Here is a 24,209-nt window from a genome sequence, read left to right as displayed (position 1 = left end):
CTCTAGAACGCAAAATCAGGAAATCTTCGCGATTCCCTGATTTTTTCTATTTACGTTTTCGTGTAGAGCGACGTTCTGTCAAACCATGAGGTAAGAGAACTTCACGTTCTTCCAACTCTTCCTTATGCATAATCTTAGTCAACATACGCATGCTGATAGCACCTAGATCATAAAGAGGTTGGGCAATAGTAGTCAAGTTTGGACGAGTGAATCGTGCAATCTGAGAGTCATCTGTCGTAATGATTTCAAACTCTTCCGGCACAGATACGCCATGGTCAGCCAAACCATTCAACACACCTGCTGCCAATTCATCACCTGTTACAACTGCGGCTGTAGCTTGTGATGAAATCAAGCGTTCTGCCAAGGCATAACCATCATCATAGCTGTATTTTGATTCAAAGACCAATCCCTCACTATAAGAATGTCCAGCTTTTTTCAAGGCTTCCTTGTAACCAATCAAACGAACCTTGCCATTGATATCATCGACGAGTGGTCCACTCACAAAAGCAATCTTTTCGTTTTCTTTGAGAAGATAGCTCACGGCATCAATCGTTGCTTGTTTGTAGTCGATATTTACACTTGGAAGTTGGTGTTCTACATCCACAGTACCAGCAAGAACAACCGGTGTCCGTGAACGAGAAAACTCTGAACGAATCTTTTCAGTCAAGTGATAGCCCATAAAGATAATCCCATCGACTTGTTTTGAAAAGAGAGTGTTAACTACTGAAACTTCCTTTTCATCATCCTCATCACTATTTGCTAGGACAATGTTATACTTGTACATTTCAGCAATGTCGTCAATCCCCTTAGCAAGCGTTGAGAAATAACCATTGGTAATGTTCGGAATCACAACTCCGACTGTCGTTGTTTTCTTGCTTGCCAAACCACGTGCTACCGCATTTGGACGATAGTCCAAGCGATCAATCACTTCTAGGACTTTTTTTCGAGTGTTCTCTTTAACATTCTTGTTGCCATTAACGACACGGCTAACTGTTGCCATTGAAACTCCTGCTTCACGGGCGACGTCATAAATCGTTACTGTATCATCTGTGTTCATTCCGTTTCCTTTCTATAATGAAAATTTCGCTTTCACGCATCTACTTACTCCATTTTATCACTTATTGTAAACACTTTCAAGTATTTTTTAGAGAAACTTTGAAAAAATTTCACAGTTTATTCCCATTTTGAAAAAGCAAGTAGGATTTCTTGATTTTTAAGACATTTTGCTGTATGATAAGGAAAATAAAAGGGGGAGGAAAACATGGCTTTTACAAATACACAGAGACGTTCCGCTAGTTTTGGTGTCGTGACCAGCTTGCCTGATGATGTCATTGACTCTTTATGGTATATTATCGATCATTTCCTGAAAAATGTCTTTGAACTAGAAGAAGAACTTGAGTTTCAACTGCTCAACAATAAGGGAACCATCACCTTCCATTTTTCTAGTCAGCACCTTCCGACTAGTATTGATTTTGATTTCAATCATCCTTTCGACCCGCTTTACCCGCCTAGGGTCCTTGTTTTAGACCTAGACGGCAGAGAAACCATCCTCCTCCCAGAAGAAAATGACCTATTTTAAAAACTCTAGCTTCTTGGCGTAAACTGCTGAGGAACTAGAGTTTTCTTTTTCTAATAAATGGAGCGACTAACAACTAGACCGTTTGGTTTTGTATACTCTAAGTCAAGATAATCCTGATAAGTCCCTGGCACAATGAAACCTTGGGGACTCAATATATCAGTCCCAGCTTTTCCGACAATAGAGTCTGCCAGCAAAACACAATTGGTACTGAGAACAAAGTAGGTCTTAAACTCAGATGAGCTGAATTTATAGAGGGTCGCATCTGCTTCCTCTTTTAGTTGGTAGGAGTAGGTATGCTTGACCTCTCCCTCTCTTCTTTTCATCAACTGCGAACTTGGTTCCCAAGGAATTAACAGGTCTTCTATCTCTGCTAGGCGAGCTTGGATAGCTGTTTTCTGTTGGTCCGTTAAACTCAGACCATAAGCAAACAAGGTCTTCTGACTTTCCCTCTTGCAGAGTTCGATGTATTTTTCCCGATTGGCCTTAAACAAAACACCGTCTCCAACCATACCGAATAAACGCTCCGAGTGGGGATCATAGGAACCATAGGAAATAACTGTCCCTTGATAACAAATATCCACATGTCCCATAGCAAGGAAGAAAGAGGTTTCTGAGGTATGGACAAAAATTTCCAAATCAACCGTCTGGTCGTTTTTTCTTTCTGAATGAACTTCCCCTTCTTGACTTTCATGATTTGCCAGCCACTCATTTAGTTTTCGCAAGGTGCTGATAGGAATCAGAGCCGTCACAAAGATCGGCAGAGTCATTCGCATTCGTCGTTTCAGCTTGGGATTGTTTTCTATCCTTTCAAAAAAGAAACCGTCCCGGAGGCTACTAGCTCCTAGCATGAGCAAGTAAAATCCAAGCAAGAGCAATTCAAAATTCGCTGCATCGTGAAAAGGAGAGATGCTATAAAGCCCGAATCCTATCATCCATACAGCATCGAAGAGATGATGGAGCCGAGGATGAATGGCATTTTTTCGATAGAGAGACCAGGTGACAAGACTAATGATGCCCGTAAACAGCTGGTAGCTCGCAATGATAAAAACCAGGAGATAGAGGGCAAGGTCTTGCAAGATGATAGAGTCAAACACGAGAACCGCAACCACCAGCTTGCCCAAGGTTACAAAGATATTTTCCCGACGTTTTTTATCCTGAAACCAGCGAGTCAACAAGTGCCAAACTGCTGATAAGGAAAAGTAGCCCATCAGCAACTGGTACCCCATTCGCGGAATAACTTGTCCAAAACGAATCAAGAGAAGCCCTAAAACAATAGCAAGTAGTCCCTCCCCGATACTCTTCCACTTGCTATAGGTCTCGGAAAGCTTAGGCATTTCCTTGCTCCAACTGGTCAACCAAGTAACGAATTGGTTGCTTTAGGATTGGATGGATAAAATGGGGAGCTATTTCCACTAATGGCTCAAGAACAAAGAGGCGTTCTGCTATATAAGGATGAGGCAAGATGAGCTCGTCTGTATAAATGACTTGGTCCTCCACAAAGAGCAAGTCCAAATCAATCAAACGTGGTCCCCAATGCACTTCTCGAACCCGTCCCATCTCTGCCTCAATGCTTAACAAGGTCTCTAACAAGACTGGTGCTGGTAGCCAGGTTTCTACTTCAATCACCTGATTGGCAAAATTATCTTGCTCCACACCGCCCCAAGGCTCCGTCGTCAAAACACTGGATTCTTTGAGAATATGGATGCCGTGAGCTCGCAGTTTGTCGATAGCTTGTTCCAAGTTGGCTTCCTTATCGCCCATATTGCTTCCTAGGGCGATAAAGGCACGTTGCTTGCGACGGTGGATGGTTACCGAGCAGGTATCTAGTGGTAAATGCACTGGAGCCCATGGTTTTTTTAGTTCCAACTCAATCTCTTGGACAAGAGGATAAGTCTCAAAGGTACGTTCAACTAGTTTGTAGGCTACCGTTTCAATCAAATCCTCAGTGCTTTCCTGAAACCAAGTCGTCCACTGCTGACACAGTTCTCCGTAATGGACAGAAGCTGTCAAATCCAATTCTGTAGCCGCCTTGGTCATATCATAAGATAAGCTTGCGGAAATAACAAACTTCTGCCCCAATTCCTTCTCACTAGGGAAAAGACCATGATAGGCAAAAATTTCCAAATCTTTAATCTGCAGTTGATCCATAATTAGTCCTTTCTAGAAAAATCCGCATGAAGCGGATTCTTTTTATACTCAATGAAAATCAAAGTGCAAACTAGGAAGCTAGCCGCAGGTTGCTCAAAGCACTGCTTTGAGGTTGTAGATAAAACTGACGAAGTCAGCTAAAAACACTGTTTTGAGGTTGTGGATAGAACTGACGAAGTCAGTAACCGCACCTACGGCAAGGTGAAGCTGACGTGGTTTGAATTTGATTTTCGAAGGGTATTATAGTCCCATTAAACGATAAGCTTGGTCTCGGAGGTCCTTATCTGTTTCAAATACACCTCGCGCTACTGTCGTCAAGGTTGCCGTGCCTGGCTTTCTGACACCACGCATGCTCATACACATATGTTCCGCCTCAATGACAACAAAGGCTCCTTTAGCACCCAGATAGTCCATCAAGGCATCGGCCACCTCAATATTCAAACGCTCTTGAATTTGTGGTTTTTTAGAATAAACTTCAACCGTACGGGCTAGCTTAGACAAGCCTGCCACCCGACCATCTGGAATGTAGGCAATGTGCGCTCTCCCATAAAAGGGCAAAAAGTGGTGCTCACACATAGTGTGGAAAAAGATATCCTTTTCTACAACCATATTATCGTCGATAATCTCAAAGGATTTTGACAGGTGTTCCTCAGCAGTTTGGCCAAGACCTGAAAAAATCTCTTGGTACATACGAGCTACACGAGCAGGTGTTTCCTGCAAGCCCTCGCGGTTAGCGTCCTCACCAACAGCCTCAATAATCATTTTTACAGCCGTTTCAATCTTTTGTGTATCCATTCTCGTTCTTCCTCTCCATCAGATAGGCTCTCACTTGGCTCAAGAAATACAAGGAACCTGTGACAATCCTAACTGTTTGTTTCTCTTCATTTTTATCTGTCAATTTCTGCTCTAGAAAATCCTGCCAACTTTGGTAATTGAGATTTCTAGACTTGGCTGTCTCTTTCAGCACGCTTTCATCCGTCGCCCGACTATCATCAAAATGTGTAAGGGTAAGCTCAGTATCTGGCATTCCCCCTAGCAAATCCAGCATATCCTCCAAGGCCTTGGTTTTGATGCAGGTAAAGAGGATTTCCTTATGATAATCCGCAAAGCGTTCTTGCAAGGTTGCTAATAAAGCCTTTATGGCATGGGGATTATGTGCCCCATCCAAAATCATCAAGGGTTTTTTAGACACGACCTCCAAACGCCCTGGCCATCTGGTCTCTTTCAAAGCTTGAGCAACCAAGTCATTACTTGCTAATTCTCGCCCAGTCTCCTGACAATAAGTGTCTAGGAGAGCAAGCGCCATCCCCGCATTTTCTATCTGGTGCAAACCAAGCAGGCCTGTTTGAAAGCGATCTTGTCTGACAGGACTTGTATAGTCAAAAACCTCGCCCGTCACCACACTTTCTTGGTGACCAACCTGATAGTCTGTCCCATAGGCAATTCTCGGCGCATCTTTCCCTTCCGCAATGCGGTCAATAGCAGCCAAGGCTTCTGGAGCAATGCGACCTGTCACCAAAGGAATGCCTCGTTTGATAATACCAGCCTTCTGTTCTGCTATGGCCTCTATAGTATCACCAAGTAGAGCTACATGGTCCAAGCCAATAGTCGTAATTCCTGTCAGGACGGGCTGGCAAACATTAGTACTATCCAAAAGACCACCCATGCCGACTTCCATGATAGCCACATCTACTTGTTCTGAGGCAAAGTAATCATAAGCTAGAGCTGTGATAATCTCAAACTCGGTTGTTCCCTGCAAATTGTCAGCAGATTCCCCCTCAAGCAAAGACTGATAGTCTGCCATGAGGGCTTCTAGCCTAGCCTCGGGAATGGATTCCCCATTAATACTAATCTGATCCGTATAATGAATGAGATAGGGCGAGTTGAACACCCCAACTCTCAGCCCTAGGTTTTCCAGCATCTTTTTCAAAAAAGCAATGGTAGACCCCTTGCCATTGGTCCCTCCAATATGGATGACCTTAAGTTTGAGATGGGGATTGCCCCGCAGAGCTAGGAGTTCCACCATTCGTTCCAAACCAAAATGTGGTTGGTCCGTCCGGTAGTGGGCAATCCACTGATTGTTTTCAATTTCGTTCATATTACTTATATTGTTTTAAATCTAGATTTTCTGCATCATCTGCCAAACGAATGGCTGACGCAATTTCAACTGCCATCCTGTGACTGGCAACATCATGCACGCGCACCACTTCCACACCCTGTCTCGAAGCGATAGTCGTTACATGAGCCGAAGCGGTGTCCCGATTTCGGAAACCGACTTCCGTCTCAGGATTGACTTCAAAGCCATTCTCCTCAAGGATATTGATAACAAACCGCTTGCGCGAAACACCAAGAAAGATTGGATAGCCCTGCTGATGCAATTTATCAAGGTCCCGTAGAAGAAGTAGATTTTCCTTCTTGGTGAGACCAAAACCAATTCCCGGATCCAGCAAAATGTTTTCTCTTGCTATCCCAGCTTGATTGGCTCTCGCTAGTGCTCGTTCAAAGAAAGCCTCCATCAAGTCTTCAATTGGCATTTTTTCAAAGTCAGCTAACTCTTCCTCTGTAAAAGCTTGCCCAAAACCAAAATGAGGAAATATGAGCGAACTAGGGTGCTGAGGTCGAGCCATGACTGGATTAAACATGATGACTACTTTCGCACCAGCCTTAGCAACCACATCCGCCATTTTCTCATCACCCATAAGACCCGTGATGTCATTTACCAGATTGGCACCAGCTTCCAAAGCAGCCTCTGCCACCTGACTTTTCCATGTATCGATAGAAATGAGGACATCGCTTTCCTCACGGATAGCTTTAATCACTGGAACAACACGCTGGATTTCCTCTTCTATCTCAACATAGCTACTGCCCGGCCGAGTCGATTCTCCACCGATATCTAGCATGCTCGCTCCTTCTGCTATCAATTTACGAGCCTGCTGGAGTGCCTGCTCAAGAGCAAAAAACTGCCCACCATCCGAAAAAGAATCTGGGGTTACGTTGATAATTCCGCAAATAGCTGTCTTTGCATGATTAGCTTTACTTGACATATCGGTCACTCCCTCAAGGTTTTTCACCATATTATCTTTCTATTTTACCATAAAAAGAAAAAGATGAACACGCTAGTATTCATCTTTTCCAAGCGGGCTAATGGTTTAGAATGATAGACCTAGATTTCTACTAATCAACACCAATAAGGCCAACAAACAAAATGCAATACCATTGAGAATCATATGAAGCAAAATGGACATCTCCAAACGCTCAGTCTTATAGGCTGTCCAAGTCAAAACCGTTGACATTCCTCCATAAATAATCACAGAAGGTAGATTGGTTGGCATATGGAGCAAGGCAAAGACGATTGCACCAACAACAAAGCCTAGTTTTTCTTTTCCACGGAAGATCTTTTTAGGAATAATTCCGCGACACAAAATTTCCTCACAAATCGGCGCAATCAAGACTAGTAGGAAGAAAGTTGAAATCAAGGAACTATTCTGAACCAAACCATTCAGTATTGATTGGTTATTGGTTGTTGCCTCATTTGTTAGTCGAAGCAGGAGTGAACCCAAGAGATTTGTCGCAAAAATCACCAGATAACTCAGTACCAAGCGAGCCAAGTCTTTTGCCTTAAAAAAGGATAGATTAAAAGTAGCAAGTTGTGTTTTTCGTGCACCAATAATGAATACAATCAAAACGACTATGGATAGGGCACCAACTAAGAGCCCTGACTGTAAAATCGGAAACTGTTTGTTTGCTAAAAACAAAGCAAGTCCTATGGGAAATTGAGATAGAACAAAAGCTACCAAAAGGATGAGCACCCATTTCCCTCTGTTTAAAACCTCTTGCCAAACCGTCTTATCTTTCATGATGTACCTCCTTATAATTAAAAAGGGGAGACTCCCCTTTTTTTATTATACCATTTATAGCGCCATACTGATATAGTTAAGGATAAACAAGGCATCCAAAATCCAAATCATCACATGCACATCCTTGGCTTGACCTTTGACAACTTTTGTCAAGGTGTATGTCAAGAAACCAACAGCAATCCCTTGTGTGATAGAGTAGCTGAATCCCATAAAGATAGATGTGAAGAAGGCAGGAACCGCTTCAGCCATATCATCCCAAGGGATATTTTTCAAGTTAGAAAGCATCATGATTCCGACGATGATCAAAATTGGTGCTGTTGCAGCTGTCGGAACAATCGCTAGAAGTGGGCTAAAGAAGCTAGATAGAGCAAAACAGATAGCAACAACTAAGGCTGTCAATCCAGTACGTCCACCAGCACCGATACCGGCTGCTGACTCAACATAAGTTGTAACGTTTGAAGTACCTGCAATGGCACCTACTGATGTTGCCACCAAATCAGAGTATAGAGCCTTGTCCAATTTAACTGACTCATGGTTTTCCCCACTTGTCGCAACGATACCAACTTTTTCACCAGTACCGATAAGAGTACCGATTGTATCAAAAATATCCGTTAGTGAGAAGGCAAGAATAGCCATCAAGGTTTCTGGTAAACGCGAAGTGTTTGAAATCAAAGATCCTAAACCTTCTGAACCAAGAGCAGCACCAAACAAAGTTCCTAAATCATTAACCGCTGCTGAAAGATTGTTGCTAGCAAAGTCAATCCCTGACAATTTGACAACACCAACAGCAATGGCAAGGACAGTCGTTGTTAAAATAGAAAGAATGATTCCACCTTTGATGCCTTTAACAACAAAGAAGATGGTAATAGCCAAACCAGCAAGAGCCACCAATACTGCTGGAGTATTGAAGTCAACCAAACCTGGAACGGCTGCGGAGTTTGCAGTAAGTGCAGCTTGAGCCTTGTCTGCTCCTTCACCTGCTACCGTATAAGTACCTGGATCGATTGAGAATTTCAAGAGGCCGGCATTCTTAATCCCAACATAGGCAAGGAAAACACCAATACCAGCCGAAATAGCTGAACGAAGTGTTGTTGGAATAGATTCGATGATCATTTTACGAACATTTGTCAAGGTAATAATCAGTGAAATAATTCCACAAATGAAGACCATACCAAGAGCTTCTTTCCAAGTATAGCCCATCCCAAATACAACTGTAAATGTGAAGAAGGCATTTAGTCCCATACCTGGTGCTTGTGCGTAGGGCAAATTAGCATAGAAAGCCATCATCAAGGTACCGACTACAGAACCGATAATCGTTGCCAAGAACACACCTTGAACAGGCATACCCGTTTGGGAAAGCATTTGAGGGTTTACAAAGAGAATATAACTCATTGCAAAGAATGTTGTTAAACCAGCAAGCACCTCTGTACGGACATCTGTCCCGTGCTCTTTTAGTTTAAATAGTTTGTCCATCTTTAATCTCCTTTTGTTTTTTACGAACAATATCAGTATTATATCATTTATCATTCACCTTTTCAATATGTTTGTTTGATTTATTTAATAAATCAAAGCAACTGTAGTTTTTGTTCTTATCTGCTTTTCTTCCTTCTTTTTGATATAATAGTAGACATCTTATCTGGAAACGACTAGGAAGGTTTATATGACTAAAAAAATTATCGCAGTCGATTTGGACGGAACCCTGCTGAATAGTGAAAGCAAGCTCTCCGATTTCACCAAAAAGACGATTAAAAAAATTTCAGAAAAAGGCCACCATGTCATCATCACGACAGGCCGTCCGTATCGTATGGCAAAAGACTTCTACCGTGAGCTAGAATTGCATACTCCCATGATTAACTTTAATGGTTCCCTTACCCATCTACCAGGACAGGCTTGGGAGCATGAAAAGTGCTTAACTTTGGACAAAAAATATCTCCTAGACATGGTCAAGCGCACGGAGGACATCCAGGCTGATTTTATTGCAGGAGAATATCGAAAAAAATTCTATATCACGACTCCGAATGAAGAAATTGCGGATCCTAAACTATTTGGCGTAGAGAACTTCCGGCCGGAAAATCAATTCAAACCCGAACGAGTAACCAAAGATCCCAACTGCATCCTCTTGCAAACAAGGGCTGAAGACAAATACGCTTTAGCGGACGAGATGAATCGTTTTTATCAACACCAACTATCCATCAATACCTGGGGCGGGCCCCTCAACATCCTCGAGTGTACTCCCAAGGGTGTAAACAAGGCCTTTGCTCTAGAGTACTTGCTCAATGTGATGAATCGTGATAAAAAAGACTTAATCGCCTTTGGTGATGAGCATAATGACACTGAAATGTTGGCATTTGCAGGCAAGGGATATGCTATGAAAAACGCCAATCCTGCTCTTCTTCCATATGCAGACGAACAACTTCCTCTGACCAACGAAGAAGATGGAGTTGCCCACGCTTTACAAAATTTATTCCTATAAAAGGGAAGATTGCAGGGTCGCAATCTTTCCTTTTATTTTCATTTTGTTTTCACAAAAGCGGCTTATTTTCTGTATTTTTATATTAAATTTTCTATTACCATTTTCATTTATCTCTCAAAAACATTTATATATTAATATTTTTAAAAAGTCATTCTATGAAAACTTTTACATCTTTTTAGAAAAAGTAGTTGATTTTTATATGAAAACGGTTTATACTTAAAGTTAGGCTTAAAGTTTTCTTAAACATACAGTCAAACATTTTATAAGGAGGAATGACAATAATGAGTATCGGAATCATTATTGCGAGCCACGGCGAATTTGCTGCGGGTATTCATCAGTCAGGATCTATGATCTTTGGTGAACAAGAAAAGGTTCAAGTTGTAACCTTTATGCCAAATGAAGGTCCAGATGACCTTTACGCTAAATTCAACAACGCTGTGGCTGCATTTGACGCAGAAGATGAGGTTCTAGTATTGGCTGACCTTTGGAGTGGATCTCCATTCAACCAAGCTAGCCGCGTGATGGGAGAAAATCCAGAACGTAAGTTTGCCATCATCACAGGACTGAACTTGCCGATGTTGATCCAAGCCTACACAGAGCGCCTTATGGACGCGAATGCAGGTGTGGATAAAGTCGCTGCGAATATCATTAAAGAAGCCAAAGATGGCATCAAGGCTCTTCCAGAAGAGCTTAACCCAGTTGAGGAAGTTGCAACTGCTGCAGCTGCTCCAGTTGCACAAGCTGCTATTCCAGAAGGAACTGTTATCGGTGACGGTAAACTGAAAATCAACCTTGCTCGTCTAGACACTCGTCTACTTCACGGTCAGGTTGCGACTGCTTGGACTCCAGATTCAAAAGCAAACCGTATCATCGTTGCTTCAGATAACGTTGCTAACGACGACTTGCGTAAAGAATTGATTAAACAAGCAGCTCCAAACGGAGTAAAAGCCAACGTTGTTCCAATTCAAAAATTGATTGACGTTGCAAAAGACCCACGTTTCGGTGACACTCATGCCCTTATCTTGTTTGAAACACCACAAGATGCACTTCGTGCAATCGAAGGTGGCGTGCCAATCAAGACTCTTAACGTTGGTTCTATGGCTCACTCAACAGGTAAAACAATGATTAACAACGTTTTGTCTATGGACAAAGAAGACGTTGCAACCTTTGAAAAAATGCGTGACCTCGGTGTTGAATTTGACGTACGTAAAGTACCAAACGACACGAAAAAAGATTTGTTTGACTTGATTAACAAAGCGAACGTTCAATAATTAGTATCTTCTTCTCTCAAACTCTTGGAAGAAAGATTTTACACTTTATATAATTAAATAGAAAAGGAATAAAACCATGTCAGATATTTCAATCATTTCTGCTATCTTGGTTGTAGTTGTTGCCTTCCTTGCAGGTCTTGAAGGTATCCTCGACCAATTCCAATTCCATCAACCAATCGTCGCATGTACCCTTATCGGACTTGCAACTGGTAACCTCGAAGCAGGTGTTATGCTTGGTGGATCTCTTCAAATGATCGCCCTTGGTTGGGCAAACATCGGAGCTGCCGTAGCTCCTGACGCTGCTCTTGCATCTGTTGCTGCAGCGATCATCTTGATCAAAGGTGGGAACTTTACTACTGAAGGTATCGCCGTTGCAACTGCAACAGCTATCCCTCTCGCTGTAGCTGGACTTTTCTTGACAATGATTGTTCGTACAATCTCAGTTGTCTTAGTTCACTCAGCTGATGCTGCTGCTAAAGACGGAAACATTGCAGCTGTTGAGCGTGCTCACTTTATCGCTCTACTTCTTCAAGGTCTTCGTATTGCTATTCCTGCAGCCTTCCTTATTGCTATCCCTGCTTCTGCCGTCAAAGACGCTCTTGGTTTGATGCCAGACTGGTTGAACGGTGGTATGGCTGTCGGTGGTGCTATGGTCGTTGCCGTTGGTTACGCCATGGTTATCAACATGATGGCAACTCGTGAAGTATGGCCATTCTTCGCTATCGGTTTTGCACTTGCTGCGATTTCTCAATTGACTTTGATTGCCCTTGGTGTCATCGGTGTTGCCCTTGCCTTCATCTACCTTAACCTTACAAAACAAGGTGGAAACGGTGGCGGCGGAGCTGCAACTTCTAACGACCCAATCGGTGATATCCTAGAAGACTACTAGAAAGGGGAACAATCATGGCTGAAAAAATTCAATTATCAAAATCAGATCGTCAAAAAGTTTGGTGGCGTTCACAATTCCTTCAAGGTTCTTGGAACTATGAGCGTATGCAAAACTTGGGTTGGGCTTACTCATTGATCCCAGCTATCAAGAAACTTTACACTAAAAAAGAAGACCAAGCGGCTGCTCTTGAGCGTCACCTTGAGTTCTTCAACACTCACCCATACGTAGCTGCTCCAATCATGGGGGTTACTCTTGCTCTTGAAGAAGAACGCGCTAACGGTGTTGAAATCGACGACGCAGCTATCCAAGGGGTTAAAATCGGTATGATGGGACCTCTTGCTGGTATCGGTGACCCAGTATTCTGGTTTACAGTTCGTCCTATCCTTGGAGCTCTTGGTGCATCACTTGCTGCATCTGGTAACCTTGTTGGTCCCCTTCTCTTCTTCTTTGGATGGAATGCTATCCGTATGGCCTTCCTATGGTATACACAAGAGTTCGGTTACAAAGCTGGATCTGAAATCACTAAAGACATGTCTGGTGGTATCTTGAAAGACATCACTAAAGGAGCATCTATCCTTGGTATGTTCATCCTTGCCGTTCTTGTACAACGTTGGGTATCTATCAACTTTACTGTGAACCTTCCAGGTAAACAATTGGCTGAAGGAGCCTACATTAACTTCCCAGAAGGTGCTGTTACTGGTGCTGAATTGAAAGGAATTCTTGCTGATGCACTTGGAGGATTGAGCCTAGATAAGATTCAACCACAAACTCTTCAAGGTCAGTTGAACTCATTGATTCCAGGATTGATGGGACTTCTCCTTACTTTCCTTTGCATGTGGTTGCTTAAGAAAAAAGTATCACCAATCGCAATCATCCTTGCTCTCTTTGCAGTAGGTATTGCAGCTCGTTTCTTCGGTATCATGTAAAACATCGAGAATATAAATAAAAAAGAATCAGGATTAAATCCTGATTCTTTTTGTGTATCAACTTTTTCTTCTAGTCAGATAATGCAAGCCTCCAATCACCACTGCTAGGATGGCTACATAGACGACTTGGGTGGTTTCTAAAGGCACATACGCTCCTTGCAGGATAAAGGTGTTGGCAAGCACTCCTACAAGGGCTACAAGGCTCAAAAATGCGAGCAAGACTAGTTTGTATCGATTAAATGGCAGACTGACCTTGGCAACTAGACACAGACCATTGATCAGGGCAAGGAGGAAGCAAATAAATTTGACCTGACCAGGGACAGTGATAAAGAAGTTCGTCAAGAGTACACTAGCGACTAGAATGCCACCACCAATCGCAGCATTGGTCAAAATATCTCGCATAAAATGTGTGCTGACCTTTTCTTTATTGGACTCAAAAGTTAGGAAGAAAGATGGAATCCCAATCGTAATGGCTGAAATGATTGTAAACTGAATGGGGATAAAGGCAAATTCCAAACCAAATACCACACTCAAAATGGCAAACACGATGGAGAAGAAGGTCTTTGTCAGAAAGAGAGAGGCTACCTTTTGGATGTTATTGATGACCCGGCGACCTTCCATCAAGATATCATAAAATACCGCAAAATCATCGGTCAAAAAAACAATATTGGATACACTTTTGGCTGCGCTAGTAGCACCATTCATAGCAAAACTGATAGCTGCTTTCTTGAGAGCCAGAACATCATTGACCCCGTCACCACTCATGGCAACTGTCTTACCCGCATTTTGCAAAATAGATACCATCTTTTGCTTCTGTTCAGGTGTAACACGTCCAAAGATTTCGTGTTCCAAGACCACTCTTTCAAAATCTTGTTCACTCACCTTGGTCATATCAATCGCACGGGCTTCTTCCTTAAAACCTGCCTTACGAGCCACCCCATATACAGCTACATGATTATCACCACTGATAATCTTCACTTCAACACCTTGAGATTCGAAATAGTCAAAGGTTTCCTTGGTATTGTCCTTAATCTCATCTAACAAAACGACGTGGCCTAGTAGTTCCATATTAGCTGGACTCGTAATCTGGTCCTTGCTATGAGCGAGTGTTAAGATTCGAAAACCTTGCTGTTTCAGATGCTCATAGTAGGCATCCATCGGCTGGGTAAAGCCTAGAAATTCATAGGCTCCGAAGAAATAGGTCCCACCATCTTTTACTTGAACAAAGGAATACTTGTTTTTGCTTGAAAAGGCACCGACTTCTTGAACTTCCCACTTTTTCTCACAGGTTAAGTAAGTCTTCAGAGCTCGGGAAGTTGCATTTTCATCGTCAAAATAGGCTAGATAAGAAGACAGTTTCTCTTCTACATTAGCATCCATTTCTTGAACCTTCATATTACCAGTCGTGATGGTACCTGTCTTATCAAAACAAAGAACATCTACTCGCGCTAAAGTTTCCACACAGTATAGCTCCTGCACCAGAACCTTCTTTTTAGCCAGCTTCATGGCCGCTACCGCAAGGGATACACTGACCAGGAGAATCAAGCCCTCTGGAATCATGCCGACCAAGGCACCTGAACTTCCCAAAACAATTTCAACATAAGACCGTCCTAGACTAAAACCTCTGACATAAAGCAGAATGGCAACTGGCACCAGCAAGATGGAGACGATTTTTAAAATCTTATCCATGTAATCGCGCAGTTGAGAAGGATATTTTTTGAATTCCTTGCTGGATTTTGCGAGTTTGTTGATATAACTATCGGGTCCGACCGCCGTCGCCGTGACCAGACAAGTACCGCTAACGACATTGCTTCCGCTCATCAGCTTATCACCAACCGTTTTAAAGACCGAATCGCTCTCACCCGTCAGCAAGGACTCATCAACTTCAATATTCCCTTCAAGGACTTCTGCATCGACAGGCACCTGATCACCCAGATTGAGATGCAGATACTCCCCTAGAACGATGTCCTCCGGATCAATCTCAATCGTTTGACCATCTCGATTGACTTTGTACTTACTTTTACCAAGCAAACTTAGTTTTTCTAAAGCATTTTTTGAACGCACTTCTTGGAAAATCCCAATGGCTGTATTGATAGCAATCACACCTAAAAAGAGCATATTTTCAAATCGCAAGGTTGTGGCTACCAGAACTGCCAGAGCCAAGTTTATGGCATTAAAAAATGTAAAGATATTTGAAACGACGATTTCCTTGCTTGTTTTATAAGGTTTAATGTCACTGATGTTTCGTTGACGATCCTTGATGTCTTGGCTGCTTAAATACTTCATTTCTACTCCGATATCCTTTTGTACTACTATAATAACACATATCTTTTTCTCTGTCACTTAAAGACTCAAAATAAGAAGAACTCCCTTGGCAAGCATTATCTATCACTACTTTAAGAAGCACTTAAAAACAAAAGAGGCTAGGATTCCCCTAACCTTTTTTCTTTATGCTTTATTCTGCCAAGGCACCCATTGGATCCCATGGTGCTAACACGATTGGTTCTGCTTCATATGCGGCTTGTTCTTCTGCTGTCAGCAATTCCTTACGGACAACAATTTGGTAAGTGTATTCATCCATCCAAGCATCTGAGGCAACAAAGTAACCATCTGTACCGACCTTATCTCCCCAAGAGTTTTCAACCTTCCACTTAGTTGACTTCCCATTTTCGTCCAAATCAACACCTGTCAAGACCATGGCGTGTGTCATCAAGCTTTCGCTATAATCCAAACGTCCAGCCTTGTCTTGAGTCAGTTGAATATCCATGCTTGATTCAAAGTCATAAACATCTGTCGCAAGGATTCCAGCTTTACGGTTGCTGAGCTGACCGACATCTGAACCAAACCAAACAGTTTCTCCTGTCTGCATTTGGGCAATGGCCAATTCTTTCAAGCGTTCCATTGGAACATTGATATAGCGAACTGCACGACTACCGACGACATTTCCCAACATCTCAACTGTATATGATTTACCGTAAGGTTTGTCAGCAGTTGGAGCATTGATAACAGAAACATAATCTTCTAGAGGAAGATTGACATATTTCTTGTAAAACTCTTGTGGTGTGATGCCCTTTTCACTTTGGTAGTTATCATCCTTGTCACGATAAGCAAAGTCAAACTGACGTGGTGGAAGACCCAAGGACATGGCAAGGAAATTAAAGATCTCTTGCAAAAGCTCTTCTTTCTTGCCTTGAACAGTCGCTTGGTCTGCACCAGATGCTAGTAAATCACGCAAGATTTGGGCATCTTGGCGAAGCAATTTGTTGAGAATAGCATTTAGCTCACGGCTGTTGCTAGATGAGATAGACTCAGGATAAACAGACTTGGGCACGACACCGTATTTCTCAAAGAGGGCAACGACCATATCCCACTGACCACCGTCTTGTTGGGGTGTTTGGAGTAGGAAGCTAACCTTGCGGCTCGTCAAGTCTTGGTCTGCAGTCGCAATCACTTGCTCCAAGAACCAGTTTGATTTCTCATACTTGTCCCAGAAGAAGGTGTGGGCTTGTGACAGTTCAAAGTTTTCGAGCTTGTATTGAGAGATGAGTTTGTGACGGAAGGTATTAAGGGCTGCAAACATCCAGCAACGACCAGATGCTTTCTGGTTGGTTACCTTGTCCTTAGTCAAATCCAATGAGAAAACAGGTGTATTATCTACATGGCTTTGGCGACGTTCTAGGGCTGCAAAAATTCCGTTATTGCTTGCAGCATTTTCGATAGCTTGGTATTTGACATTTGCTTCATAGTTGGCAAATAATTTATCTGTAAATGATTCTTGAATCGCGTTCATAGATTCCTCCTTTTATTCTACTGTCTATTATAACTCTTTTCACAAAGGAAGCAACTGAAAAACGAAAAAGGTAAGGACATTCTCCCTCACCTTTTCTAACATAATCCAAACTAAGCAATACTAGCAAGGAGATTCTCTAACTCCTCCTTGGTCAAGCGACGCCATTCTCCTTGTTCTAAGTTCTCATCCAAGACTAGAGTTCCCATCGTCAAACGTTGTAGGTCCACCACTTCCTTGCCACAGTAGGCTACCATGCGTTTGACTTGATGAAACTTCCCTTCAGCAATGGTCACACGAACCAGACTTTGATTTTTTTCTGGATCTACCGATACAAGCTCCAGTCTAGCAGGCTGACAGGTAAAGTCTTTGAGAGGAATGCCCTTGGCAAATGTCTCCACATCTTCTTGGGTCATAATACCTTTGACTTGAGCCAAATAGGTCTTATCCACATGACGTTTTGGTGAAAGAAGAGCATGGGAAAGCTGGCCGTCATTGGTCAAAAGCAGGAGGCCATGCGTGTCAATATCCAAGCGCCCTACTGGAAAAACTTCCTTGGTCCGAGCAATATCATCCAACAAGTCCAACACTGTTCTGTGTTTAGAATCCTCAGTCGCTGAAATAACTCCTTGGGGCTTGTTCATCATGTAGTAGACAAACTCTTCATACTCCAGCACTTGGCCATCAAAGCGAATCTCATCTCTTTCTTCATTGATCTGCAATTTAGCTGACTTTTCTTTTTTACCATTTACCGTCACGCGCCCAGCCTTAAGCAAGTTTTTGACTTCTGTCCGACTCCCTACAGCGCAGGCAACTAAAAATTTATCTAATCTCATAGAACTATTATATCATACTCAAAAGGAGGCTGGTACAATGACCAACCTCCTTTTCGTTTCATACTCTTCAAAAATCTCTTCAAACCGCGTCAACGTCCATCTGCAACCTCAAAACAGTGTTTTGAGCTGACTTCGTCAGTTCTATCTACAACCGAAAAGCAGTGCTTTGAGCAGCCTGCGGCTAGTTTCCTAGTTTCTCTTTGATTTTCATTGAGTATCAGATTTAAGAAATTAACTTCCTCGTCTCCAGAAAATAGCTAAGACAATCATAGCTCCTAAAACTGATGGGATAATAGCCGTATCAGCTAAAATAGGCCCCCAAGTTCCAAAAAGCATTTGACCCAGGAAAGCACCAATCCAACCCAGGAACATTTTCCCAAAGCATCCCATCCGTTCTCCACGATTGGTGATAGCTCCAGCTAATAGTCCGATCAAAAGACCGACAAACATACTTCCAATCATAGTTTCTCCTTAAATTGCCCAATCTCCATTGCGGAAGAGTGGTACGCGTGTTCCATCCTCACGGATACCATCGATATCCATTTGGTTCGAACCAATCATAAAGTCAACGTGAACGTCTGAACGGTTGAGTCCTGCAGCTTCCAGCTCTTCTTCGCTCATCTCCGCTCCACCAACAACGCTAGTCGCATAGGCTGCACCGATAGCCAAGTGGTTTGAAGCATTCTCATCGAAAAGCGTGTTGAAGAAGGTAATGCCTGACTGAGAAATTGGGCTTGGATCTGGTACCAAGGCACATTCACCCAAGGCACGCGCACCCGCATTTTCAAAGACAAGGTCCTTCATGACCTGATCACCCTTCTCAGCTGAAATATCGACGATTTGACCATTTTCAAAGGTCACCTTGATGCCTTCGATGATATTTCCGTTGTAGCTAAGTGGTTTTGTAGAGGTTACATAGCCCTCTGCACGACGGAAGTCAGGAGCCGTAAAGACTTCTTCTGTCGGCATATTTGGTAAGAATCCTTCTCCCTGTGCATTGATAGCACCAGCTGATTCCCAAACGTGGTTCTTCGGCAAACCAAGTGTCAAATCGGTCCCTGGAGCTGTGTAGTGAAGGGCTGAGAATTGTTCTTTATTGAGCATTTCTGCCTTACTCTTAAGAATGGCTGCATGTTCTTCCCAAGCCTTAACTGGATCTTCTTCATAGACACGGCAAGTTTTGAAGATTTGATCCCAAAGAAGGTCCACTGCTTCTTCATCGCTCGCAGCATTTGGAAAGACTTTCTTAGCCCATTCAAGTCCAGCAGCGGCTGCTACAGTCCAGCTAACCTTGTTGGACTGAGTTGCGATACGCATTGGCTTCATAGCGAGTCCCATCGCTTTTGCAGAAGCTGAAAGCTTGTCCGCATCCACTCCGTTCAAGGCACCTGGATCAGATGAACGGACACCGAGACGGCTAGCCTTGTTCTCCAAGAGATAGTTCATCTCAGCAATCTTGTATTCTGGCACATTGTCCAAACGCTCCATCGGCGCATGGAGGAATTTCTCACGGTTGATGACATCATCTGTCCACTGAACGATAACCTCATGCGCACCCAAGGCATAAGCTTCTTTCACGATCAAATGCGCCAACTCACGTTGCTCCACATCGATTGAGAGAGCCAAAGTGTGACCAGGTTGCACGTTAATTCCATTCGCAACCAACAATTTCGCATATTTTTCTAGATTTTCTTTAAAATTTGGTAAAACCATTCTATTCTTCCTTTTCTTTTGTTATTTTTCCTTCAAAGCAGAAAATAATCCTGCTAAAGCAATGGCACCAGACAAGAGCGCTGTCGATAGAATAATTGTTTCATCTGCCAGCTCTAGCTGATAGTCAAAAACCTTTTCAGCTGGTTTATCTTCCGCAAAGATTCTAAGTTTCATAAAAAATGTTCTCCGTTCTAATTCTTAAAATAAATCATCAAACAAACTCAACTGATTATCCTCTGGCATATTACCGAGAATTCCCATTTCATCCATCTTCTCAACCAAGGTAGATGAGAGTCCGCCACGCTTGCGCAGTTCTGTTTTAGAGAGGAACTCACCCTCTTCACGCGCACGCACCAACTGCTTAGCAACGTTCTCTCCCAAACCATCCATTGCTACAAATGGTGGGATGAGGGTATCTCCATCAATGATGAATTCAGTCGCATCACTACGGTATAGATCTAACTTGCCAAACTTAAAGCCACGTTCCCACATTTCATTGACAATCTCAAGAGTTGTATAGAGGTCAATTTCCACATTAGAGGCTTCATTATTCTTCCGTTTTTCAGCGATTTCTTCCATTCTACGCTTAATGGCATCCAAGCCGGCACCCATGGTTTTGATATCAAAAGCCTTAGCACGGATTGAGAAATAAGCACAGTAATAATAAATGGGATGGTGAACCTTGAAGTAGGCCACACGCAAGGCCATCATAACGTAGGCTGCCGCATGGGCTTTAGGGAACATATATTTGATTTTCCCACAAGATTCGATATACCACTCTGGCACCTTATTGGCCTTCATGGCTTCGATATAGCCATTTCGTTCTTCTTCGGAAATCTTCAACCACAAGCCCTTACGTACCCGTTCCATGATGGTAAAGGCCATTTTAGGCTCGAGACCCGCGTGCATGAGGTAAACCATGATGTCGTCCCGACAACCGATAACGGTTGATAGGTCCGCAATCCCTTGCTTGATCAAATCCTGGGCATTTCCCAACCAGACATCAGTACCGTGGGACAGACCTGAGAGCTGAAGCAATTCCGCAAAGGTTGTCGGATGGGTTTCATCGACCATCCCACGTACGAAGTTAGTTCCAAACTCTGGAATTCCCAGCATACCTGTCGCCGTTCCAATTTGTTCAGGAGTCACTCCTAGCACATCAGTCCCTGAAAAGAGAGCCATAACGCCTTCATCATCCATAGGAATTTCATTGGGGTCAATACCAGACAAGTCCTGAAGTTTCCGAATCATGGTCGGATCATCATGACCCAGCACATCGAGTTTGAGGACATTCTCATCGATATCATGGAAGTTAAAGTGAGTCGTCTGCCATTCAGCCGTCACGTCATCCGCTGGATACTGGACAGGCGTAAAGTCGTAGACATCCATGTAGTTCGGAATAACAACGATTCCTCCTGGGTGTTGTCCTGTAGTCCGCTTGACACCGGCAGCACCTTGGGCAAGACGTTCCACCTCTGCATCACGATAAAATTTCCCATAGTCTCTCTCATAGCCCTTGACAAATCCATAGGCAGTCTTGGCAGCTACTGTACCAACCGTTCCCGCACGGAAGGCATACTCCTCACCAAAGATATCACGTACATCCAAGTGGGCGCTAGGCTGGTCTTCTCCCGAGAAGTTCAAGTCAATATCGGGAACCTTGTCTCCATCAAAACCAAGGAAGGTCTCGAACGGAATATCCTGCCCATTTTTGCTGAGTTTATGACCACAGTTTGGACAATCCTTATTGGGCATATCAAAACCTGAACCATAAGAACCATCCGTGATAAACTCACTATACTGACACTGACCACAGACGTAGTGTGGAGAGAGAGGATTAACCTCCGTAATCCCAATCATAGTCGCAACAAAACTGGACCCAACAGACCCACGAGAACCAACCAAGTAGCCCCGTTCATTGGAACGTTGCACCAGCATCTGCGATGCCAGATAAATCACGGCAAATCCATTCCCCAGAATGGAAGTTAATTCTTTTTCAATCCGCAAATCAACGATATCTGGCAGCGGATTTCCATAAATCTCAAAAGCTTTCTTATAGGTCAGCTCGGCGACCGTTTCTTCCGCCTTGTCAATGAAAGGTGTGTACAAGTCACCCTTAACAACCTCAACAGGTTCAAAGATATCTGCCAAGGCATTGGTGTTTTCAATGACTAATTTGCGTGCTAAATCTTCTCCCAAGAAAGCAAACTCATCCAACATTTCATTGGTCGTTCTAAAATGAGCCTTCGGTAGCGGTGCTGGTTGGGCATGTTCACCATGACCGATGGTTCGGTTAATCATAGCCCCCTGACCCAAACTACGGACAATAATTTCACGGTAAATCTCTTCTTCCGGTTCGATATAGTGGACATTTCCCGTAGCTAGAACAGGCTTGCCAAGGCGGTCTCCCACTTCTATCAAACTCTTGATAATAGTCTGGAGTTCCTCCATATCCTTGACCTGCTCTTTAGCAATCAAGGGAGCATAGATAGCTGGTGGCATGACCTCGATAAAGTCATAATACTTGGCCACCTCAACCGCCGCATCCACACCTTGGGAAACAACTGCGTCAAAAACTTCGCCCTCGGAGCAAGCCGACCCCAAAATCAAGCCCTCCCGATGGGCATCTAGAACTGTTCTCGGAATCCGTGGCACCCCTTCAAAATATTTGGTGTTAGACAAAGAAACCAGCTTAAAAATATTTTTTAAACCAACTTGATTCTTGACATAAATCGTCGCATGCTTGATCCGAGCTTTTTTATAAGAGTCTGGACTAATCAAATCAATGTTAAGTCTAGCCAGATCAGTCACACCATGTTTTTCTGCTACCTCTTTGATAAAGATGAAAAGCAAACGACCAGTAGCTTCCGCATCGTAGTTGGCCATGTGGTGGTGTTCCAGTGCTACACCAAAACGCTTGGTCAAAGGCCCCAAACCATGACGTTTATACTCAGGATAGAGGTTTCTAGCAAACTCCAGCGTATCGATAACTGGCTGGCTAATCTTAGGCAGACCATGACGCTCATAGTTGACATTCATAAAGCCAACGTCAAAGGTGGCATTGTGAGCAACTAAGACTGTATCCTTGCAAAATTCTTGGAATTCTTGCAAAACTTGTTCCAGTGGTTTGGCATTTTTGACATGATCGTCTGTAATACCTGTTAACTCAGTAGTAAAGGCTGACAAGGGATGCCCAGGATTGATAAATTCATCAAATTCGGCAATAACATTCCCCTTATACATCTTAGAAGCCGCAACCTGAATCAGGTCATTATAGATAGCTGAAAGTCCCGTCGTTTCCACGTCAAAGACCACATAGGTCGCTTCTGACAAGTCCATCTCCACTTCGTTGTAAACGATAGGGACACGGTCCTCCACGATATTGGCTTCCATTCCATAGATCAGCTGGATTCCAGCTTTCTTAGCTGCCTTGTAGCCATGTGGAAAGGATTGAACATTTCCATGGTCGGTGATGGCAACCGCCTTGTGTCCCCACTTAGCAGCTGTCGTAACGATCTCCTCTACCTCTGGTAGAGCATCCATGGTCGACATGTTGGTATGAGCATGAAACTCAACCCGACGCTCACCTTCTGGCATCAAATCCTTCCGCTCATAGTGAACAACTTCCTGCACATCCTGGACGTTCATGGTCAAATCACGTGTGAAGTTATTCATCTCCACATTCCCACGAACTCGGAGCCAAGAATTCTTCTTAATGATGTCAAACTTCTGAGCCTCTTCTTCATTCTTAACCCATTTTTGCATTGAAAAACTTGAAGTGTAGTCTGTCATTTTAAAGTTGATCAAAACGCGACCAGTTCTGGTCACCTTATGCTCCACATCAAAAACGACCCCTTCAAAGACCAGGCGATTTTCCTCAGTCGTCACGTCGATCATCTGGGTAACTTCAGCCTTATCTAGTTTAGGCTTGGCCGCAGCCTTTTTAGCCTGAAAATCAAAGGCTGGCTTCTCTTCTACTGGAGGAGGAGCCATTTGTTCCAGTTGCTCCATAGCTCGTAAAGCTTCTTCGTTGGCAGCCTGGACGATTTGTTCATTCTCCACATGAAAGGCTTCCTCCTGCTCTTGTGTAAGAGCATCTTTCTTTTCTATTTGGCATACAAAGGCTGGAAAACCAAACTTTTCGAGTTGCTTTGCCAAATTAGGAAGATGATTCTTCTTAAAGTGCTCCTTATCAATCGCCTCTGAACCTTCAATAATGAGTTGATTTCCCTCCGCACGAGCGTTTAAATTCTGGTAAAGAGATTTAAACCCCTGACTTGCACATGGACCTTCAGAAAAAGCCTCTCTATAGTAGGCCTGCAAGAGTTCATTAGAGAATTCTTGAGAAAGAGCCTTGATTTCGAAAACAGCTCGATTCCCTGTCTTAGAAAATTCTTCACCAAGCCCTTTCTTTAACTCCAGAAAGATTTCAATAGGCAAAATTTTAGAAAATACAAAATGAAATTCCCAAATCTTACTAATTTTATGAACCACAACACGCTCAATTCTGGCATCAACAAGAGCAGGATCCCGTCTCAATCGATCAGAGATTCCTAGTTGATTCATTAAAATTTCAAACTTACTTGACATTCATTTTCCTCACATTATTCTCTTACTATTTTACCATAATTAAAGAAAATATATGACTAGTACCATTCCTTAAGCACTGCTAGTTTACACAAATTTGTTCCATGAACAAAAAAGAAGACTCTCAGAATCTCCTTAGTAAA

The 24,209-nt window shown here is 43.0% G+C and carries 20 protein-coding genes; 5 read left to right on the top strand and 15 right to left on the bottom strand.

Features of this window, described 5'->3' with window-relative positions; translation table 11 throughout:
• Nucleotides 1-46 precede the first annotated feature (46 nt).
• Nucleotides 47-1,057, bottom strand: a complete 1,011-nt coding sequence (gene ccpA / locus DG474_RS01115) for a catabolite control protein A (protein WP_001090635.1) — start codon at nt 1,055-1,057, stop codon at nt 47-49.
• A gap of 204 nt (nt 1,058-1,261) precedes the next feature.
• Between ccpA and DG474_RS01110 the strand changes: the two genes are divergently transcribed.
• A complete protein-coding gene (locus DG474_RS01110) occupies nt 1,262-1,579 on the top strand; it encodes a DUF960 domain-containing protein (protein ID WP_000886045.1) in 318 nt (105 codons plus the stop codon).
• Nucleotides 1,580-1,629: 50 nt separating this feature from the next.
• Here DG474_RS01110 and DG474_RS01105 read toward each other — a convergent pair whose 3' ends face one another.
• From DG474_RS01105 to DG474_RS01075, 7 genes are all read right to left on the bottom strand, one after another.
• Nucleotides 1,630-2,913 carry a DUF308 domain-containing protein gene (locus DG474_RS01105; protein WP_255778356.1) on the bottom strand — a complete coding sequence of 428 codons (1,284 nt, stop codon included), beginning with the start codon at nt 2,911-2,913 and terminating at the stop codon, nt 1,630-1,632.
• A complete protein-coding gene (folK, locus tag DG474_RS01100; protein WP_255778354.1) occupies nt 2,906-3,727 on the bottom strand; it encodes a 2-amino-4-hydroxy-6-hydroxymethyldihydropteridine diphosphokinase in 822 nt (273 codons plus the stop codon). The genes DG474_RS01105 and folK overlap by 8 nt, the downstream gene beginning before the upstream one ends.
• Before the next feature lie 240 nt (nt 3,728-3,967).
• The gene (gene folE / locus DG474_RS01095; RefSeq protein ID WP_000380933.1) at nt 3,968-4,522 is read right to left on the bottom strand and encodes a GTP cyclohydrolase I FolE; all 555 of its coding nucleotides are present in this window, start codon (nt 4,520-4,522) and stop codon (nt 3,968-3,970) included.
• The gene (locus DG474_RS01090; protein ID WP_255778351.1) at nt 4,503-5,825 is read right to left on the bottom strand and encodes a bifunctional folylpolyglutamate synthase/dihydrofolate synthase; all 1,323 of its coding nucleotides are present in this window, start codon (nt 5,823-5,825) and stop codon (nt 4,503-4,505) included. Before DG474_RS01090 ends, folE begins: the two co-directional genes overlap by 20 nt.
• Before the next feature lies 1 nt (nt 5,826).
• On the bottom strand, nt 5,827-6,801 hold the full coding sequence (folP, locus tag DG474_RS01085; protein WP_255778350.1) for a dihydropteroate synthase: 975 nt from the start codon (nt 6,799-6,801) through the stop codon (nt 5,827-5,829).
• A gap of 75 nt (nt 6,802-6,876) precedes the next feature.
• Nucleotides 6,877-7,584 (bottom strand): CPBP family intramembrane glutamic endopeptidase, encoded by a 708-nt coding sequence (locus DG474_RS01080; protein ID WP_255778348.1) that lies wholly within the window; start codon nt 7,582-7,584, stop codon nt 6,877-6,879.
• Between the two features lie 54 nt (nt 7,585-7,638).
• Nucleotides 7,639-9,057 (bottom strand): NCS2 family permease, encoded by a 1,419-nt coding sequence (locus DG474_RS01075; protein WP_000359242.1) that lies wholly within the window; start codon nt 9,055-9,057, stop codon nt 7,639-7,641.
• Nucleotides 9,058-9,244: 187 nt separating this feature from the next.
• Here DG474_RS01075 and DG474_RS01070 point away from each other — a divergent pair, with 187 nt between their 5' ends.
• From DG474_RS01070 to DG474_RS01055, 4 genes are all read left to right on the top strand, one after another.
• Nucleotides 9,245-10,057 (top strand): Cof-type HAD-IIB family hydrolase, encoded by an 813-nt coding sequence (locus DG474_RS01070; protein WP_255778347.1) that lies wholly within the window; start codon nt 9,245-9,247, stop codon nt 10,055-10,057.
• 281 nt (nt 10,058-10,338) lie between these two features.
• On the top strand, nt 10,339-11,328 hold the full coding sequence (locus tag DG474_RS01065; RefSeq protein ID WP_255778346.1) for a PTS sugar transporter subunit IIB: 990 nt from the start codon (nt 10,339-10,341) through the stop codon (nt 11,326-11,328).
• Nucleotides 11,329-11,404: 76 nt separating this feature from the next.
• Nucleotides 11,405-12,217: a PTS mannose/fructose/sorbose transporter subunit IIC gene (locus tag DG474_RS01060; RefSeq protein ID WP_255778345.1), complete on the top strand. Its 813-nt coding sequence runs from the start codon at nt 11,405-11,407 to the stop codon at nt 12,215-12,217.
• A gap of 14 nt (nt 12,218-12,231) precedes the next feature.
• Nucleotides 12,232-13,143: a PTS system mannose/fructose/sorbose family transporter subunit IID gene (locus tag DG474_RS01055; RefSeq protein ID WP_255778344.1), complete on the top strand. Its 912-nt coding sequence runs from the start codon at nt 12,232-12,234 to the stop codon at nt 13,141-13,143.
• Between the two features lie 57 nt (nt 13,144-13,200).
• Here DG474_RS01055 and DG474_RS01050 read toward each other — a convergent pair whose 3' ends face one another.
• The 7 genes from DG474_RS01050 to DG474_RS01020 form a co-directional block, all read right to left on the bottom strand.
• Nucleotides 13,201-15,429 (bottom strand): HAD-IC family P-type ATPase, encoded by a 2,229-nt coding sequence (locus DG474_RS01050; RefSeq protein ID WP_255778343.1) that lies wholly within the window; start codon nt 15,427-15,429, stop codon nt 13,201-13,203.
• A gap of 169 nt (nt 15,430-15,598) precedes the next feature.
• On the bottom strand, nt 15,599-16,933 hold the full coding sequence (pepC, locus tag DG474_RS01045; protein WP_255778340.1) for an aminopeptidase C: 1,335 nt from the start codon (nt 16,931-16,933) through the stop codon (nt 15,599-15,601).
• 110 nt (nt 16,934-17,043) lie between these two features.
• Entirely contained in the window at nt 17,044-17,766 is a 723-nt protein-coding gene (locus DG474_RS01040) for a pseudouridine synthase (protein WP_255778336.1), read from the bottom strand.
• A gap of 231 nt (nt 17,767-17,997) precedes the next feature.
• Nucleotides 17,998-18,228: a GlsB/YeaQ/YmgE family stress response membrane protein gene (locus DG474_RS01035; protein ID WP_216728805.1), complete on the bottom strand. Its 231-nt coding sequence runs from the start codon at nt 18,226-18,228 to the stop codon at nt 17,998-18,000.
• Nucleotides 18,229-18,237: 9 nt separating this feature from the next.
• Complete coding sequence (locus DG474_RS01030; RefSeq protein WP_049519788.1) at nt 18,238-19,479, bottom strand: aminopeptidase; 1,242 nt, start codon at nt 19,477-19,479, stop codon at nt 18,238-18,240.
• Between the two features lie 21 nt (nt 19,480-19,500).
• Nucleotides 19,501-19,653: a hypothetical protein gene (locus DG474_RS01025; protein WP_000776617.1), complete on the bottom strand. Its 153-nt coding sequence runs from the start codon at nt 19,651-19,653 to the stop codon at nt 19,501-19,503.
• Between the two features lie 24 nt (nt 19,654-19,677).
• On the bottom strand, nt 19,678-24,069 hold the full coding sequence (locus DG474_RS01020) for a PolC-type DNA polymerase III (protein WP_255778333.1): 4,392 nt from the start codon (nt 24,067-24,069) through the stop codon (nt 19,678-19,680).
• Nucleotides 24,070-24,209: the final 140 nt, after the last annotated feature.

The organism is Streptococcus oralis (assembly GCF_024399415.1).
Classification (GTDB): Bacteria; Bacillota; Bacilli; order Lactobacillales; family Streptococcaceae; genus Streptococcus; species Streptococcus oralis_CS.
The sequence above is the reverse complement of the archived record's forward strand: the minus strand, read 5'-3'. Positions and strand labels throughout refer to the sequence as shown.